Origin of the sequence: Pseudomonas sp. 50_B, from assembly GCF_017491625.1 — a bacterium.
Lineage (GTDB): Bacteria > Pseudomonadota > Gammaproteobacteria > Pseudomonadales > Pseudomonadaceae > Aquipseudomonas > Aquipseudomonas danubii.
On sequence record NZ_JAFGYX010000011.1, the window covers coordinates 160,681 to 173,193 of the forward strand.

14 protein-coding genes are annotated in these 12,513 nt (G+C 63.4%); 7 read left to right on the top strand and 7 right to left on the bottom strand.

Going from position 1 to position 12,513, the window contains the following annotated elements; all coding sequences use genetic code 11:
• Positions 1-25: 25 nt before the first annotated feature.
• Positions 26-853 (top strand): formate dehydrogenase accessory sulfurtransferase FdhD, encoded by an 828-nt coding sequence (gene fdhD / locus J5M73_RS17300; RefSeq protein WP_102864826.1) that lies wholly within the window; start codon positions 26-28, stop codon positions 851-853.
• A 73-nt stretch (positions 854-926) separates the two neighbouring features.
• On the opposite strand, the gene moaE is transcribed toward fdhD, so the two are convergent.
• The 5 genes from moaE to moaA are packed head-to-tail and all read right to left on the bottom strand — an operon-like array spanning position 927 to position 4,090.
• A complete protein-coding gene (moaE, locus tag J5M73_RS17305) occupies positions 927-1,385 on the bottom strand; it encodes a molybdopterin synthase catalytic subunit MoaE (RefSeq protein ID WP_102864825.1) in 459 nt (152 codons plus the stop codon).
• A gap of 3 nt (positions 1,386-1,388) precedes the next feature.
• Entirely contained in the window at positions 1,389-1,640 is a 252-nt protein-coding gene (locus J5M73_RS17310) for a MoaD/ThiS family protein (RefSeq protein WP_102864824.1), read from the bottom strand.
• Entirely contained in the window at positions 1,637-2,119 is a 483-nt protein-coding gene (moaC, locus tag J5M73_RS17315) for a cyclic pyranopterin monophosphate synthase MoaC (protein ID WP_102864823.1), read from the bottom strand. The genes J5M73_RS17310 and moaC overlap by 4 nt, the downstream gene beginning before the upstream one ends.
• A 26-nt stretch (positions 2,120-2,145) precedes the next feature.
• On the bottom strand, positions 2,146-3,045 hold the full coding sequence (locus J5M73_RS17320; RefSeq protein WP_102864822.1) for a bestrophin family protein: 900 nt from the start codon (positions 3,043-3,045) through the stop codon (positions 2,146-2,148).
• A gap of 46 nt (positions 3,046-3,091) precedes the next feature.
• Positions 3,092-4,090, bottom strand: coding sequence for a GTP 3',8-cyclase MoaA (gene moaA / locus J5M73_RS17325; RefSeq protein ID WP_102864821.1), 999 nt, complete (start codon positions 4,088-4,090; stop codon positions 3,092-3,094).
• Between the two features lie 457 nt (positions 4,091-4,547).
• Between moaA and J5M73_RS17330 the strand changes: the two genes are divergently transcribed.
• The 5 genes from J5M73_RS17330 to J5M73_RS17350 all read left to right on the top strand — a co-directional run bounded on the left by J5M73_RS17330 (position 4,548) and on the right by J5M73_RS17350 (position 9,725).
• Positions 4,548-6,872, top strand: coding sequence for an FdhF/YdeP family oxidoreductase (locus tag J5M73_RS17330; RefSeq protein ID WP_102864820.1), 2,325 nt, complete (start codon positions 4,548-4,550; stop codon positions 6,870-6,872).
• A 132-nt stretch (positions 6,873-7,004) separates the two neighbouring features.
• Positions 7,005-8,426, top strand: coding sequence for a cytochrome ubiquinol oxidase subunit I (locus tag J5M73_RS17335; RefSeq protein ID WP_207815922.1), 1,422 nt, complete (start codon positions 7,005-7,007; stop codon positions 8,424-8,426).
• 16 nt (positions 8,427-8,442) lie between these two features.
• Positions 8,443-9,459 (top strand): cytochrome d ubiquinol oxidase subunit II, encoded by a 1,017-nt coding sequence (gene cydB / locus J5M73_RS17340; RefSeq protein ID WP_102864818.1) that lies wholly within the window; start codon positions 8,443-8,445, stop codon positions 9,457-9,459.
• Positions 9,446-9,586 carry a hypothetical protein gene (locus J5M73_RS17345; protein ID WP_180988618.1) on the top strand — a complete coding sequence of 47 codons (141 nt, stop codon included), beginning with the start codon at positions 9,446-9,448 and terminating at the stop codon, positions 9,584-9,586. Before cydB ends, J5M73_RS17345 begins: the two co-directional genes overlap by 14 nt.
• Complete coding sequence (locus J5M73_RS17350) at positions 9,579-9,725, top strand: DUF2474 domain-containing protein (protein ID WP_102864817.1); 147 nt, start codon at positions 9,579-9,581, stop codon at positions 9,723-9,725. The genes J5M73_RS17345 and J5M73_RS17350 overlap by 8 nt, the downstream gene beginning before the upstream one ends.
• Positions 9,726-9,781: 56 nt before the next feature.
• Here J5M73_RS17350 and J5M73_RS17355 read toward each other — a convergent pair whose 3' ends face one another.
• Positions 9,782-10,756 carry a Dyp-type peroxidase gene (locus J5M73_RS17355; protein ID WP_102864816.1) on the bottom strand — a complete coding sequence of 325 codons (975 nt, stop codon included), beginning with the start codon at positions 10,754-10,756 and terminating at the stop codon, positions 9,782-9,784.
• Positions 10,757-10,894: 138 nt separating this feature from the next.
• Positions 10,895-11,788 (bottom strand): DMT family transporter, encoded by an 894-nt coding sequence (locus J5M73_RS17360; RefSeq protein WP_102864815.1) that lies wholly within the window; start codon positions 11,786-11,788, stop codon positions 10,895-10,897.
• A 132-nt stretch (positions 11,789-11,920) separates the two neighbouring features.
• On the opposite strand from J5M73_RS17360, the gene J5M73_RS17365 reads away from it, so the two are divergent.
• Positions 11,921-12,358 carry an Lrp/AsnC family transcriptional regulator gene (locus J5M73_RS17365; RefSeq protein WP_102864814.1) on the top strand — a complete coding sequence of 146 codons (438 nt, stop codon included), beginning with the start codon at positions 11,921-11,923 and terminating at the stop codon, positions 12,356-12,358.
• Positions 12,359-12,513 lie beyond the last annotated feature (155 nt).

Below are 12,513 nucleotides of genomic sequence, written 5' to 3' on the forward strand. Positions count from 1 at the left end.
GAATCGACTGTATTGAGGTGTCGTCATGGTTTGCCGTATCGAACAATCGGAGCAACAGCCCGAGGCCAATGCACCGGCCCCCGCGCCGCAGCGCGTGACCTATCGCGAATACAGCTCCGAGGGCGGAGTGGCCGAGGCGCCGCTGGCCGCCGAGATTGCTCTGGCCATCACCTACAACGGTCTGAGCCAGGCGGTGATGATGGTGTCTCCCGGCAACCTGGAGGATTTCATTCGCGGCTTCAGCATCACCAACGACATCGTCAGCGACCTCAGCGAAATCTACGACATCCGCCTGAGCCACTTTCCCCAGGCCTGCCAGGCCGATGTGCAGATTTCCAGCCGGGCCTTCTGGGCCCTCAAGGACCATCGCCGGCAAATGGCCGGGACCAGCGGCTGCGGGTTATGCGGCGTGGAAGCCCTGGAACAGGCGCTGCCGCAACTGCAGAGCCTCGAACCTTCGCCGCTGCCCCCCGCCGAGCATCTGCAGGGCCTGCGCGAGCGCATCGAACAGGCCCAGCACATGGCCCGCAGCAGCGGCGCCCTGCACGCGGCGCTGTATATCGACGAACAGGGTGACGTGCGCCTGTGCCAGGAAGACATCGGCCGCCACAACGCCCTGGACAAGCTGATCGGCGCCCTGCTGAACGCCGGGATCGATGGCCGCCAGGGCTTCACCGTGGTCACCAGCCGCTGCAGCCTGGAACTGATCCACAAAGCCGTGCGCGCCCGCCTCGGCACCCTGGTCAGCCTGTCGGCGCCCACCGCCCTGACCGTGCAATGGGCCAACAAACACCACCTGAACCTGGTCCATGTGCCCCACCGCAACGCCCCGCGGATCTACAGCCCGGTGTAAATGCACAACGCCGGAAGACAGGCATCCGGCGTTGTTCCCCACCTTCCCTCAAGCCTCACTCACCGGCATCAGCTCAACGTTCTGCAACCCAACGTTCGGCAGCCTGCCGGTCGCTCTCACGTCCGTCGATCCAGCGTTCGCCACCGGGGGTGACTTCGCGCTTCCAGAACGGTGCGCGGGTCTTGAGGTAATCCATGATGAAGGCGCAGGCCTCGAAGGCGGCTTGCCGGTGGGCACTGGCCACGCCGACAAAAACGATGGGCTCGCCCACCTGCAACAACCCCACCCGATGCACCAGGCTCACCCGGTTCAGCGGCCAACGCTCCCGGGCCTGTTGCACGATGCCCTGCAGCGAGCGCTCGGTCATGCCCGGGTAGTGTTCCAGGTACAGGCTCTGTACCGCCTCCCCCAGGTTGAGGTCGCGCACATAACCGACAAAGGTCACCACCGCGCCGACACGGCTATCGCCGGCCTGCAGGCCGGCGTTGAGTTGATCAAGGTTGAAGGCCTGGGTCTGCACCTGAATGCTCATGCCTCAGCCCCCGGTCACTTGAGGAAAGAAGGCGATTTCATCGAAGTCCTCGATGACCGCATCGAGCTTGCACAGGTCCTGGTTCAGCGCGCACATCAGGCTGCTTTCCCCCAGCACCGTGGCCCAGGTTTCACCCCGGGCCATCAGCAACTGGCGCACGTCATCGACGGTGTGCAGGTCGGCGTCCAGGGGCAGTTTCTCGCCGCCGCTGCCCAGCTGTTCGCGGTAGCGGGCAAAGTAATTGACCAGAATCATTGCGTTTCTCCAGCGATGAACAGCCCTGATTTGCCGCCCTGCTTCTTCAGCAGTTGCAGGCCCTCGATGACCATGCCCCGGTCCACCGCCTTGCACATGTCGTAGATCGTCAGCGCCGCCACGCTGGCGGCGGTCATGGCTTCCAGTTCGACCCCGGTGGCGCCATTGAGTCGGCAGCAGGTGGTGATCTGCACCCGATCTGGCGGCAGCGCTTGCAGTTCGACGTGGATGCCGCTGAGCAGCAACGGGTGGCACAGGGGGATCAGGTCGTGGGTCTTCTTCGCCGCCATGATCCCGGCGATGCGCGCCACGGCGAACACGTCGCCCTTGGGGTGCCCCTGGTCCTGGATCAGTTGCAGGGTGGCCGGGAGCATGCGCACCCAGGCCTGGGCCTGGGCTTCGCGCTCGGTTACGGCCTTACAGGTGACATCCACCATGCTGGCCCGGCCCTGGGCGTCCAGGTGAGTGAGTTCGTTCATGTGCAACCTCGGATAAAGACAGTGGATCAGCTCAGGACATAGTCCACCGGCACCAGGGCCGGCGGCAGTTCAGTGGCCCCCAGGGCGTCGAGAATCTCGCGTTCGAGGGTGCGCACCAGGGCGTCCATCGGCAGGTCGTTCTCGTCGTGGCCAAAGGGGTCTTCCAGCTCGTCGCCAATGGCGTCCAGGCCAAAGAAGGTGTAACTGACGATGGCGGTGAAGATCGGCGTCAGCCAGCCCAGGGGCTCGGCCATGGCAAAGGGCAAGAGGATGCAGAACATGTAGCTGGTGCGGTGCAGCAGCAAGGTGTAGGGGAACGGCAGCGGCGTGCCCTTGATCCGCTCGCAGGTGGTTTGCGCGGCGGTGATCCCGGACAGCAGATTGGCGATCAGCAGGTAGCGCCACTCGCTGATCACGCCCGAAGTCGCCAGGGCCGAGCACTGGCGCGACACCTGGCGCAGGACGCTGTCCGGCAGGTTCGGCGTCCGGGCCGCCGGCCATTGGCTGAGCCAGGTGCCTGCCGCGCTGAGCTCGTCTTCCTGGCGCAGCCGGGCCTTGAGGGCGTGGGCGAAACCGCACAGGTCCCGCAGGATGCTGCTGCGGGCCTGGGCATCGCCGAGCACCTGGGTTTCGCGGATTAGCGAGCGCACCTCGGTGAGCACCGCGCCCAGGGCCTTGCGCCCTTCGTACCAGCGGTCGTAACAGGCGTTGTTGCGAAAGCTCATGAAGATCGACAGCGACAACCCGAGCAAGGTGAAAGGCGTGGCATTGACCTTGGAAAAGTAGGCCGGGTGCAGGGTTTCGATCAGCACGATGGCCGAGGCCAGCAGGGTCACCAGCAGGCTGCGCAAAGCAATGCGCTTGGCGATCGACCCCTTGAGGGAGATCAGCACGCTGATCAGGTTGGGTTTGGATCTGACGATCATCGGAGCGAAACCTTTGCACGATAAGAAGGGAGCAATGAGCGGCGGCTCAGCCGCCGGTCATGTTCATGAAACGCACCACCTGGAGCTCATCGTTGAGCTCGAAATGGTGGCGATAGGGCTTGAGCTTCATCGCCTCGACAATGGCCCGCTGCAGGCGCTCGGCGTCACCGGGGTGGGCGCGCAGCACGGCCTTGAGGTCCACCGAGTGTTCGTTGCCCAGGCACAGCAGCAAGCGCCCTTCCACTGTCAGCCGTACGCGGTTGCAGGTGCCGCAGAAGTTGTGGCTGTGGGGCGAGATGAAGCCCAGGCGGATCTGCGGCGCCTCGGCCAGGCGCCAGTAGCGCGACGGCCCCTGGGTCGACTCGGCGGACTCCATCAGGGTGTAGCGCTCGGCGATCCGCTCACGGACCTGGGCGCTGGAAAAGAATGCATCGCGGCGGCTGTGCTCGCTGATGGTGCCCAGGGGCATCTCCTCGATAAACGAGAGGTCCAGGCTGCGGTCGATGGCGAACGCCACCAGTTCGTTGATCTCGCGGTCGTTGCGCCCTTTCATCACCACGCAGTTGAGCTTGGTGCGCTCGAAGCCCGCGGCAATCGCCGCGTCGATGCCGGCGATGACCTGGGACAGGTCACCGGTGCGGGTCAGCTGACGAAACAGCGTCGGGTCCAGGCTGTCGAGGCTGATGTTCAGGCGCTTGACCCCGGCCTCGAACAGCGGCGCTGCCAGCTTGCCCAGTTGCGAGCCATTGGTGGTCATGCACAGCTCCCGCAGCCCCGGCAATTGCCCGATGCGCTCGCACAGTTGCACCACCCCGGGACGGATCAGCGGCTCGCCACCGGTGAGGCGGATCTTGCGCGTACCCAGGGCGACGAAACGCTGCGCCAGCTGGTACAGCTCTTCCAGGGTCAGGATGCGTTGGCGCGGCAGGAACTGCATGTCCTCGGCCATGCAATACACGCAACGAAAATCGCAACGGTCGGTCACCGACATACGTAAATAGTCGACCCGTCGAGCAAAGCCATCCACCAATACTTGATCTGACATCACAGCCTCTGTCGACGCTTGCGACCTATAGGTCTTAGTTGTAATTCGCGGCCAAAAACGACCGTTAAGGAGTTGTTGTCGGCAAGACTAAGAGCGATTAAAAGTTGCGTCCAATCGCTATTTACAACTGATTGATCAACGCACTCTATCAACGAAAAAACCGTCCACAATCAGCAACAAGAATTCAACTCAACTCATTGATTATCATGGCTTTTAATTCTTGATAGAGGCTTTCGATCAGCCAGTCATTAATTGCGATTAGACAGCCCATACAAGCGCCGAATAGGCTTTATTCGTGGCCCATGAAACGGGCCCTATAAGTGACTCCGTTGCCCCAAACAGATCCGAACTTAAACGGCGTCACCACAAAACCGCATTTAGCCTGTGCAGTTAAACAATCACTGACATCGATTATTTGTCGGGCGGTTGCCTGCGTGCGCTGTATTGGAGAAATATCATGAGCGAAGTTGATCGATATAAACCCTACAAGGGGGCGGCCGCCGGTTGGGGGGCACTGATCGCGGTGACCAGGAACTGGCTGGGCAGTGAAAACGCCTTCAAGAACATCCGCGCCATGCTCAAGACCAACCAGAACGGCGGCTTCGACTGCCCGGGCTGCGCCTGGGGCGAGTCGCCGGAAAACGGCATGGTCAAGTTCTGCGAGAACGGCGCCAAGGCGGTCAACTGGGAAGCCACCGGGCGCCTGGTGAACCCGGCCTTCTTCAGTAAATACACGGTCTCGGCCCTGGCCGCGCAGAGCGACTACTGGCTTGAATACCAGGGCCGCCTGACCCACCCGATGCGCTACGACGCCACCCAGGACCGCTATGTGGAAACCACCTGGGACGAGGCCTTCGAGCTGATCGCCAGCCACCTCAAAAGGCTGGACTCGCCGAACCAGGCGGAGTTCTACACCTCGGGCCGGGCCAGCAACGAGGCGGCGTACCTGTATCAGCTGTTCGTGCGCGCCTATGGCACCAACAACTTTCCCGACTGCTCGAACATGTGCCACGAGGCCAGTGCCGTGGGCATGTTCGAAAGCGTCGGCGTGGGCAAGGGCACGGTGGTGTTCCATGACCTGGAAGAAGCCGACGCGATCTTCGTCATCGGCCAGAACCCCGGCACCAACCACCCACGGATGCTGGAGCCACTGCGCGAGGCGGTGAAACGCGGTGCCCAGGTGATCTGCTTCAACCCACTCAAGGAGCGTGGCCTGGAACGCTTCCAGCATCCGCAGCACCCGCTGGAGATGCTCACCAACGGCTCCGAACCCACCTCCTCGGCCTACTTCCGCCCGGCCCTGGGCGGCGACATGGCGGCCTTTCGCGGCATCGCCAAGTTCCTCCTGCGCTGGGAGCGCGAGGCCCTGGCCAACAATGGCGAAGCGGTGTTCGACCGGGCCTTTATCGCCGAGCACACCTCGGGCCTGGACAGCTACCTGGCCGAGGTCGATGCCACGTCCTGGAACCACATCGTCGAGCAGTCCGGGCTGACGCTGGCCGACATCGAGCTGGCGGCGCGCATGTACCGCAAGGCCAAGCGCGCAATCATGTGCTGGGCCATGGGCCTGACCCAGCACACCCATTCGGTGCCGACCATCCAGGAAGTGATCAACGTGCTGTTGCTGCGGGGCAACATCGGCCGCCCCGGCGCCGGCCTGTCGCCGGTGCGCGGCCACAGCAACGTGCAGGGCGACCGCACCATGGGCATCAACGAACTGGCGCCCACCGAGCTGCTGGATGCCCTGGAGGCGCGCTTTGGCTTCAAGCCGCCACGGGAGCACGGGCACAACACAGTGATGGCGATCTCGGCCATGGAACAGGGCCGGGCCAAGGTGTTCATCGGCCTGGGGGGCAACTTCGCCCAGGCCACCCCGGACACCCCGCGCACCCACGCCGCCCTGCGCAACTGCGAGCTCACTGTGCACATTGCCACCAAGCTCAACCGCAGCCATCTGGTGACCGGTCGCGAGGCGCTGATCCTGCCGTGCCTGGGCCGTACCGATATCGATATCCAGGCCAATGGCCCCCAAGGCATCACCGTGGAAGACACCTTCAGCATGGTGCACATCTCCCATGGCCAACTGAAACCCAAGTCGCCGCACCTGCGCTCGGAACCGGCAATCATCGCCGGCATCGCCAACGCCACCCTGGGCCAGCACCCCATCGACTGGCTGTGGACCATCGAAGACTACGGACGCATCCGCGACCTGATCGCCGACACCATCCCGGGGTTCGAGGACTTCAATCTCAAGCTGCTGCACCCCGGCGGTTTCCACCTGGGCAACGACGCCACCCAGCGGCGCTGGAACACCGCCACCGGCAAGGCGCGCTTCATTCCCAGCGTGCTGCCGGAGCACCTGGTCAGCGCCGGGGTGCGCAAGCTCAAGGTCAAGCCGGACCTGATCCTGCAGACCATGCGTTCCCACGACCAGTACAACACCACCCTGTATGGCCTGGACGACCGCTATCGCGGGGTCTACGGCATGCGCGAGGTGCTGTTCGCCAACGAGCAGGACATTCGCCAGCTGGGCTTCGAGCCGGGGCAGAAGGTCGACATCGTCTCGCTGTGGGACGACGGCCGGGAGCGTCGGGTCAGCGGTTTCACCCTGATTGCCTATGACATTCCCGCCGGCCAGTCTGCCGCCTACTACCCGGAGACCAACCCCCTGGTGCCCCTGGAAAGCTATGGCGACCGCACCTACACGCCGACCTCCAAGTTCATCGCCATCCGCCTGGAGCCGGCTGCGGCCAGCAACCTGATCCAGTCCGTTGGCGTGTGATCCAGCCTGGGGCGGTGCTATCGCCACCCCAGCCTTTACCTGTGCAGTGCCCCTGCCCCCGCCGCGAGCCCACGGGTTCGCGACGGCCGCGCAGTGCCTGCTCGGGCATCAAGCCATTACGAGGGTATCGTCATGATTCATCTACAGGCGCTCGACCTTGCACGCATCCAGTTCGCGTTCACGGTCTCGTTCCACATCATCTTTCCCGCCATCACCATCGGCCTGGCCAGTTTCATGGCGGTGCTCGAAGGGCTGTGGCTCAAGACCCACAACAGCACTTACAAGGACCTGTATCACTTCTGGTCGAAGATCTTTGCCGTCAACTTCGGCATGGGCGTGGTCTCCGGGCTGGTCATGGCTTATGAGTTCGGCACCAACTGGAGCCGCTTTTCGGACTTTGCCGGGAGCATCACCGGGCCGCTGCTGACCTATGAGGTGCTGACCGCGTTCTTCCTTGAAGCGGGCTTTCTCGGGGTCATGCTGTTCGGCTGGAACCGGGTCGGCCGCGGGCTGCACTTCTTCGCCACGGTGATGGTGGCCATCGGCACCCTGATCTCGACCTTCTGGATTCTCGCCTCCAACAGCTGGATGCAGACGCCCCAGGGCTTCTCCATCGTCGATGGGCGGATCATGCCCATGGACTGGCTGGCAATCGTCTTCAACCCGTCGTTCCCCTTCCGCCTGGCGCACATGGCGATTGCCGCGTTCGTCGCCACGGCGTTCTTCGTCGGATCAAGCGCCGCCTGGCACCTGCTGCGGGGCAACAACACGCCGCCAGTGCGCAAGATGTTGTCCATGGCGCTGTGGATGGCGCTGATCGTGGCGCCGATCCAGGCGGTGGTCGGTGACGCCCACGGCCTCAACACCCTGGAACATCAACCGGCAAAAATCGCCGCTATCGAAGGCCACTGGGAAAACCACGGCAGCGAACCCTCGCCCCTGGTGCTGTTCGGCATTCCCAACATGGACGGCGAAAAAACCGACTACGCCGTGGAAGTGCCCTACCTGGGCAGCCTGATCCTGACCCACAGCCTGGACAAGCAGATCCCTGCGCTCAAGAGCTTCCCCAAGGAAGACCGTCCCAACTCGGCCATCGTGTTTTTCAGTTTCCGCATCATGGCCGGGCTGGGCATGTTGATGATCCTCACCGGGGTGCTGGGCCTGCTGTTGCGGCGTAACGGCGCGCTGTATCGCAACCGCCTGTTCCTGCGCCTGGTGCTGTGGATGGGCCCCACCGGCCTGATCGCCATGCTGGCGGGCTGGATCACCACCGAAGTCGGGCGCCAGCCCTGGGTGGTGTACGGCCTGCTGCGCACCAGCGACGCCGCTTCCAACCACAGCGTGACCCAACTGAGCATCTCCCTGGCGCTGTTCGTGGTGATCTACTTCTCGGTGTTCGCGGTGGGCATCGGCTACATGATGAAGCTGGTGCGCAAGGGCCCGCAGCCCCACCACGAGCACCCGCCGACCCACCCTGTCGGCCAGGAGCCAACGCCGCGCCGTCCTCTGTCCGCCATCGCCGAGACCTTTGCGTCCAGCGACCACCACCACTGAAACAAGGGATATCAACATGACGATTCAAGGCATAGACCTGTCGTTGATCTGGGGCGTGATCATTGCCTTCGGGGTGATGATGTACGTGATCATGGACGGCTTCGACCTGGGGCTGGGGATTCTCTTCCCGCTGATCCCCGATGCCCGGGAACGGGACGTGATGATGAACACCGTGGCCCCGGTCTGGGACGGTAACGAGACCTGGCTGATCCTCGGCGGCGCAGCGCTGTACGGGGCCTTTCCCCTGGCCTACTCGGTGATTCTCGAAGCCCTGTACCTGCCGCTGATCTTCATGCTGGCGGGGCTGATCTTCCGCGGCGTGGCCTTCGAGTTCCGCTTCAAGGCCAGCCCGCAGCAGCGCCACATCTGGGACTGGGCCTTTATCGGCGGCTCGCTGCTGGCGACCCTGTGCCAGGGCATCGTGATCGGCACTTACATTTCCGGCATCCCGGTGGTCAACCGCCAGTTCGCCGGCGGTTCCCTGGACTGGCTGGCGCCGTTCCCGCTGTTCTGCGGCCTGGGGCTGATCGTGGCCTACGCGCTGCTGGGCAGCACCTGGCTGCTGGTCAAGACCGAGGGCATGCTCGAAGCGCGCATGCGCCACTACACCCGGCCCCTGGCGTTCGCGCTGATGGCGGTGGTGGCGGTGTTGTGCGTCTGGACCCCGCTGCTGCACCCGGAGATTGCCACCCGCTGGTTCAGCCATGCCCATATCGTGATCTTCGGTGTGCTGCTGGTGCTGGGTCTGCTGGCGTTGTGCGGGCTGCTGGGCACTTTGCGCCAGCATCATTCCCACTGGCCGTTCGTGTTCACCCTGGTGCTGGTGTTCCTCGGCTACATCGGCCTGGCATTCAGTATCTGGCCGAACATCGTGCCGCCGTCCATCAGCCTGTGGGACGCGGCATCGCCTCTGACCAGCCAGCTGTTCATCCTGATCGGCACCCTGTTCATCCTGCCGATCATCCTGATGTACACCTGCTGGAGCTACTACGTGTTCCGCGGCAAAGTGAGGATTGGCGATGGCTACCATTGATCGAGCGCAGACCCTGGCCCCCCAGCCCTGGCACCGGCAAGTGGCGCACCTGAGCCTGCTGTTCATCGGCGCGCTGCTGATGCTCGCCTGCAGCGGCGCACTGATGCTGGAGCTGGCTCATGGATAAGGTCACGACCCAAGCAGCACCCGGCTGGCAGCGCCTGCTGTGGATGCTCGGCATCTGGCTGGCCAGTGTGATCGGTCTGGGACTGGTGGCCGGCCTGTTGCGGTTGCTGATGCAGGCCGCCGGAATGCACAGCCACTGAAGATGGGTATAACGCCTGGAACCCCGGCCCGCAGCAGCGGGCCGGGGTTTTGCCGTTTACGGGCCGGCGGCAGCGCGCTCGGCCAGGTCTTCCAGCAGATCGGCAGATGGCACGAAGAACAGCCCGCCGGTGACCGCCGTACTGAAATCCAGCAGGCGGTCGTAGTTGCCCGCCGGGCGACCGACGAACATGTTCTCCAGCATCTGCTCCACCGGCCGTGGCGAACGGGCGTAGCCGATGAAGTAGGTGCCGAACTCCCCGGCGCCCGGACGGCCAAAGGGCATGTTGTCGCGCAGGATCTTCACCTCCTCGCCGTTCTCTTCCAGGGTGGTCAGGGAGCTGTGGGAACAGCTGGGTTTGACTGAATCATCCAGCTCGATATCCGACAGCTTGGTGCGGCCGATGATGCGTTCCTGAGCCTCCACCGTCAGCTCGTTCCAGGCCGCCATGTTGTGCAGGTACTTCTGCACCAGCACGTAGCTGCCGTTGCAGAACGACGGGTCTTCGTCGCCGATCAGGGTGAAATCCACCGCCTCGCGACCTTCCGGGTTCTCGGTGCCGTCGACGAAGCCGACCATGCTGCGCATGTCGAAATAACGAAAGCCCTGGACCTCGTCCACCACCTTGACCGCATCCCCCAGGGGCTTGAGCAGTTGCGTGGCCAGTTCGAAGCACAGGTCCATCTGCTCGGCACGGATGTGCAGCAGCAGGTCGCCCGGGGTGGATGGCGCGCGGCGCCCTTCCACGCCCACTTCACGAAAGTCGTGCAACGCAGCCGGACGCGGGCCGCCGAACAGCCGGTCCCAGGCACTGGAGCCAAAACCGCAGACACAGGACAGATTGCCCCCCGGCACGCGCTTGCCCACCGAACGGGTCAGGGCGGCGACATCGGCGCACCACTCACGCACGGTTTTCGCCGCGCTGGCGCCGGGGGCCAGGGTGGCGACGATAAAGATGGCGCTACGGGTGATGGGGTTGCAGATGGCTTGCGGCTCAGGCTTGCGCTCGGCCAGGGAGTAAGGCTGGGTCATTATGGTTTCCACAGGCTGCGGTCGGAAAAATCACCGACAGGAAAATAGCAGATTGTGGCCGTGGCGAGGGCGCTTGCTGCCGCTGGAAGGCTGGCGTGAAACCCTTTGCAGGTCCCCGCCCAGCGCCCCCCCCCGCGCTCATTGCAAAACGCTGCGCCGACGCTTCAGGGTCCAGCCCTGCTGCATGCCGGCGGCGGCCAGCAGAATCGCGCCGACGCCCACCCATTGCAGCAGTCCCAGGCGATGCCCGAAGGCCAGCCAGTCGACGAAGATCGCCGCGATCGGATAGATGAAGGACAAGGCGCCGGTCAGCGCAGTCGGCAGCTTCTGGATCGCCCCGTACAACAGCACATACATCACCCCGGTATGCACGATGCCCAGGGTCAGCAGGCTGGCCCAGGCCGTGGCCTGCTGGGGTGGCTCGGCGAGGTTGGCCCAGGGCGCCAGCAGCAGGACCCCGGTGCAGACCTGGATCAGCGCGATCAGGTGCGGCGGCGTACCGCTCAGGCGCTTGATCAGCAACGCGGCGAAGGCATAGAGCAATGCCGCGCCCAGGGCCAGGGCGATGCCCAGCAGGTAGTCGTTGCCGGTTTCGCCCTGGGTGCCGTGGGCGCTGACGATGGCCAGCATCCCGGCAAAGGACAGGCACAGCCAGAACAGCTTCTGCGAGGTGATCTTCTCCCCCAGGAACAGCGCCCCCAGGGCCACCAGGATAAAAGGCTGGACGTTGTACACCGCGGTGCCGATGGCGATCGAGGCTCGGGAATAGGAGCCGAACAACAGCACCCAGTTACCGACAATGGCCACGCCGCTGAGCACCGCCAGGATCAGCGCGCGCTTGGTCAGAATGTTCTTACGAAGAAAACCGAAAGAGCCACAAATAAGTAGCAAAGTCCCGGCGCCGAACAGGCAACGCCAGAACACCACGTCCAGCACCGGCTGCCCGGACACCAGGACGAACCAGCCGATGGTTCCGGAAATCAGCATGGCGGCGGTCATTTCCAGCGATCCGCGGCGTGTCAGTGCATCCATCATCAATCTCCTCTAACAGTGGCCAAATTATGCCCAGCGCAACCTGCCCATCGCCAGTTCAAAACCTAGGCTAGACTCAATCAAGACCTTTTTTATCAAGGCAAAACAGCCATCCTACCTAACGAGATCACCATGCTTGATGCCATCGACCAGGCACTGATCAGTGCCCTGATGCAGGACTCCCGCCGCTCCCTCAAGGCCCTGGCGCAGATCAGTGGGCTGTCCGCCCCCAGCGTCGCCGAACGTTTGAAAAGATTGGAAGAACGCGGCGTGATCAGCGCTTATACCCTGGAGATCGATGCAAAACTTCTGGGCTACCAGTTGCAGGCCATCGTCCGCATTCGCCCCTTGCCGGGCAAACTGCAGGAAGTGGAACGGCAGATCCTGGCGATTGCCGAGTTCACCGAATGCGACAAGGTCACCGGTGACGACTGCTTTATCGCCCGCCTTCAAGTGCGCTCCATGGAACAGCTGGACAGCCTGCTGGACCGCCTCAACCATTTCGCCGAAACCAACACCGCGATCATCAAGAAATCGCCGATCAAGCGGCGGTTGCCGCCCATGAATTGACCCCGTGAAAGGGGCTTTTTCACCGTCGAAAAAGCCCCTGAAAACGGCCTGCAACTGTGGGGTGAAAAGGCCGTTCCAGAGGCGTTTCTTACAAAAAACCAGCTGACTTCTCGAGCTCTTTTCAGAAAGTTTCCCCTTAGGCATAAGACGATTCT

Coding starts and splice junctions, on each gene's coding strand:
- fdhD (WP_102864826.1), top strand. CDS start 26: ATGGTTTGCCGTATCGAACAATCGGAGCAACAGCCCGAGGCCAATGCA.
- moaE (WP_102864825.1), bottom strand. CDS start 1,385: ATGAGCATTCAGGTGCAGACCCAGGCCTTCAACCTTGATCAACTCAAC.
- J5M73_RS17310 (WP_102864824.1), bottom strand. CDS start 1,640: ATGATTCTGGTCAATTACTTTGCCCGCTACCGCGAACAGCTGGGCAGC.
- moaC (WP_102864823.1), bottom strand. CDS start 2,119: ATGAACGAACTCACTCACCTGGACGCCCAGGGCCGGGCCAGCATGGTG.
- J5M73_RS17320 (WP_102864822.1), bottom strand. CDS start 3,045: ATGATCGTCAGATCCAAACCCAACCTGATCAGCGTGCTGATCTCCCTC.
- moaA (WP_102864821.1), bottom strand. CDS start 4,090: ATGTCAGATCAAGTATTGGTGGATGGCTTTGCTCGACGGGTCGACTAT.
- J5M73_RS17330 (WP_102864820.1), top strand. CDS start 4,548: ATGAGCGAAGTTGATCGATATAAACCCTACAAGGGGGCGGCCGCCGGT.
- J5M73_RS17335 (WP_207815922.1), top strand. CDS start 7,005: ATGATTCATCTACAGGCGCTCGACCTTGCACGCATCCAGTTCGCGTTC.
- cydB (WP_102864818.1), top strand. CDS start 8,443: ATGACGATTCAAGGCATAGACCTGTCGTTGATCTGGGGCGTGATCATT.
- J5M73_RS17345 (WP_180988618.1), top strand. CDS start 9,446: ATGGCTACCATTGATCGAGCGCAGACCCTGGCCCCCCAGCCCTGGCAC.
- J5M73_RS17350 (WP_102864817.1), top strand. CDS start 9,579: ATGGATAAGGTCACGACCCAAGCAGCACCCGGCTGGCAGCGCCTGCTG.
- J5M73_RS17355 (WP_102864816.1), bottom strand. CDS start 10,756: ATGACCCAGCCTTACTCCCTGGCCGAGCGCAAGCCTGAGCCGCAAGCC.
- J5M73_RS17360 (WP_102864815.1), bottom strand. CDS start 11,788: ATGGATGCACTGACACGCCGCGGATCGCTGGAAATGACCGCCGCCATG.
- J5M73_RS17365 (WP_102864814.1), top strand. CDS start 11,921: ATGCTTGATGCCATCGACCAGGCACTGATCAGTGCCCTGATGCAGGAC.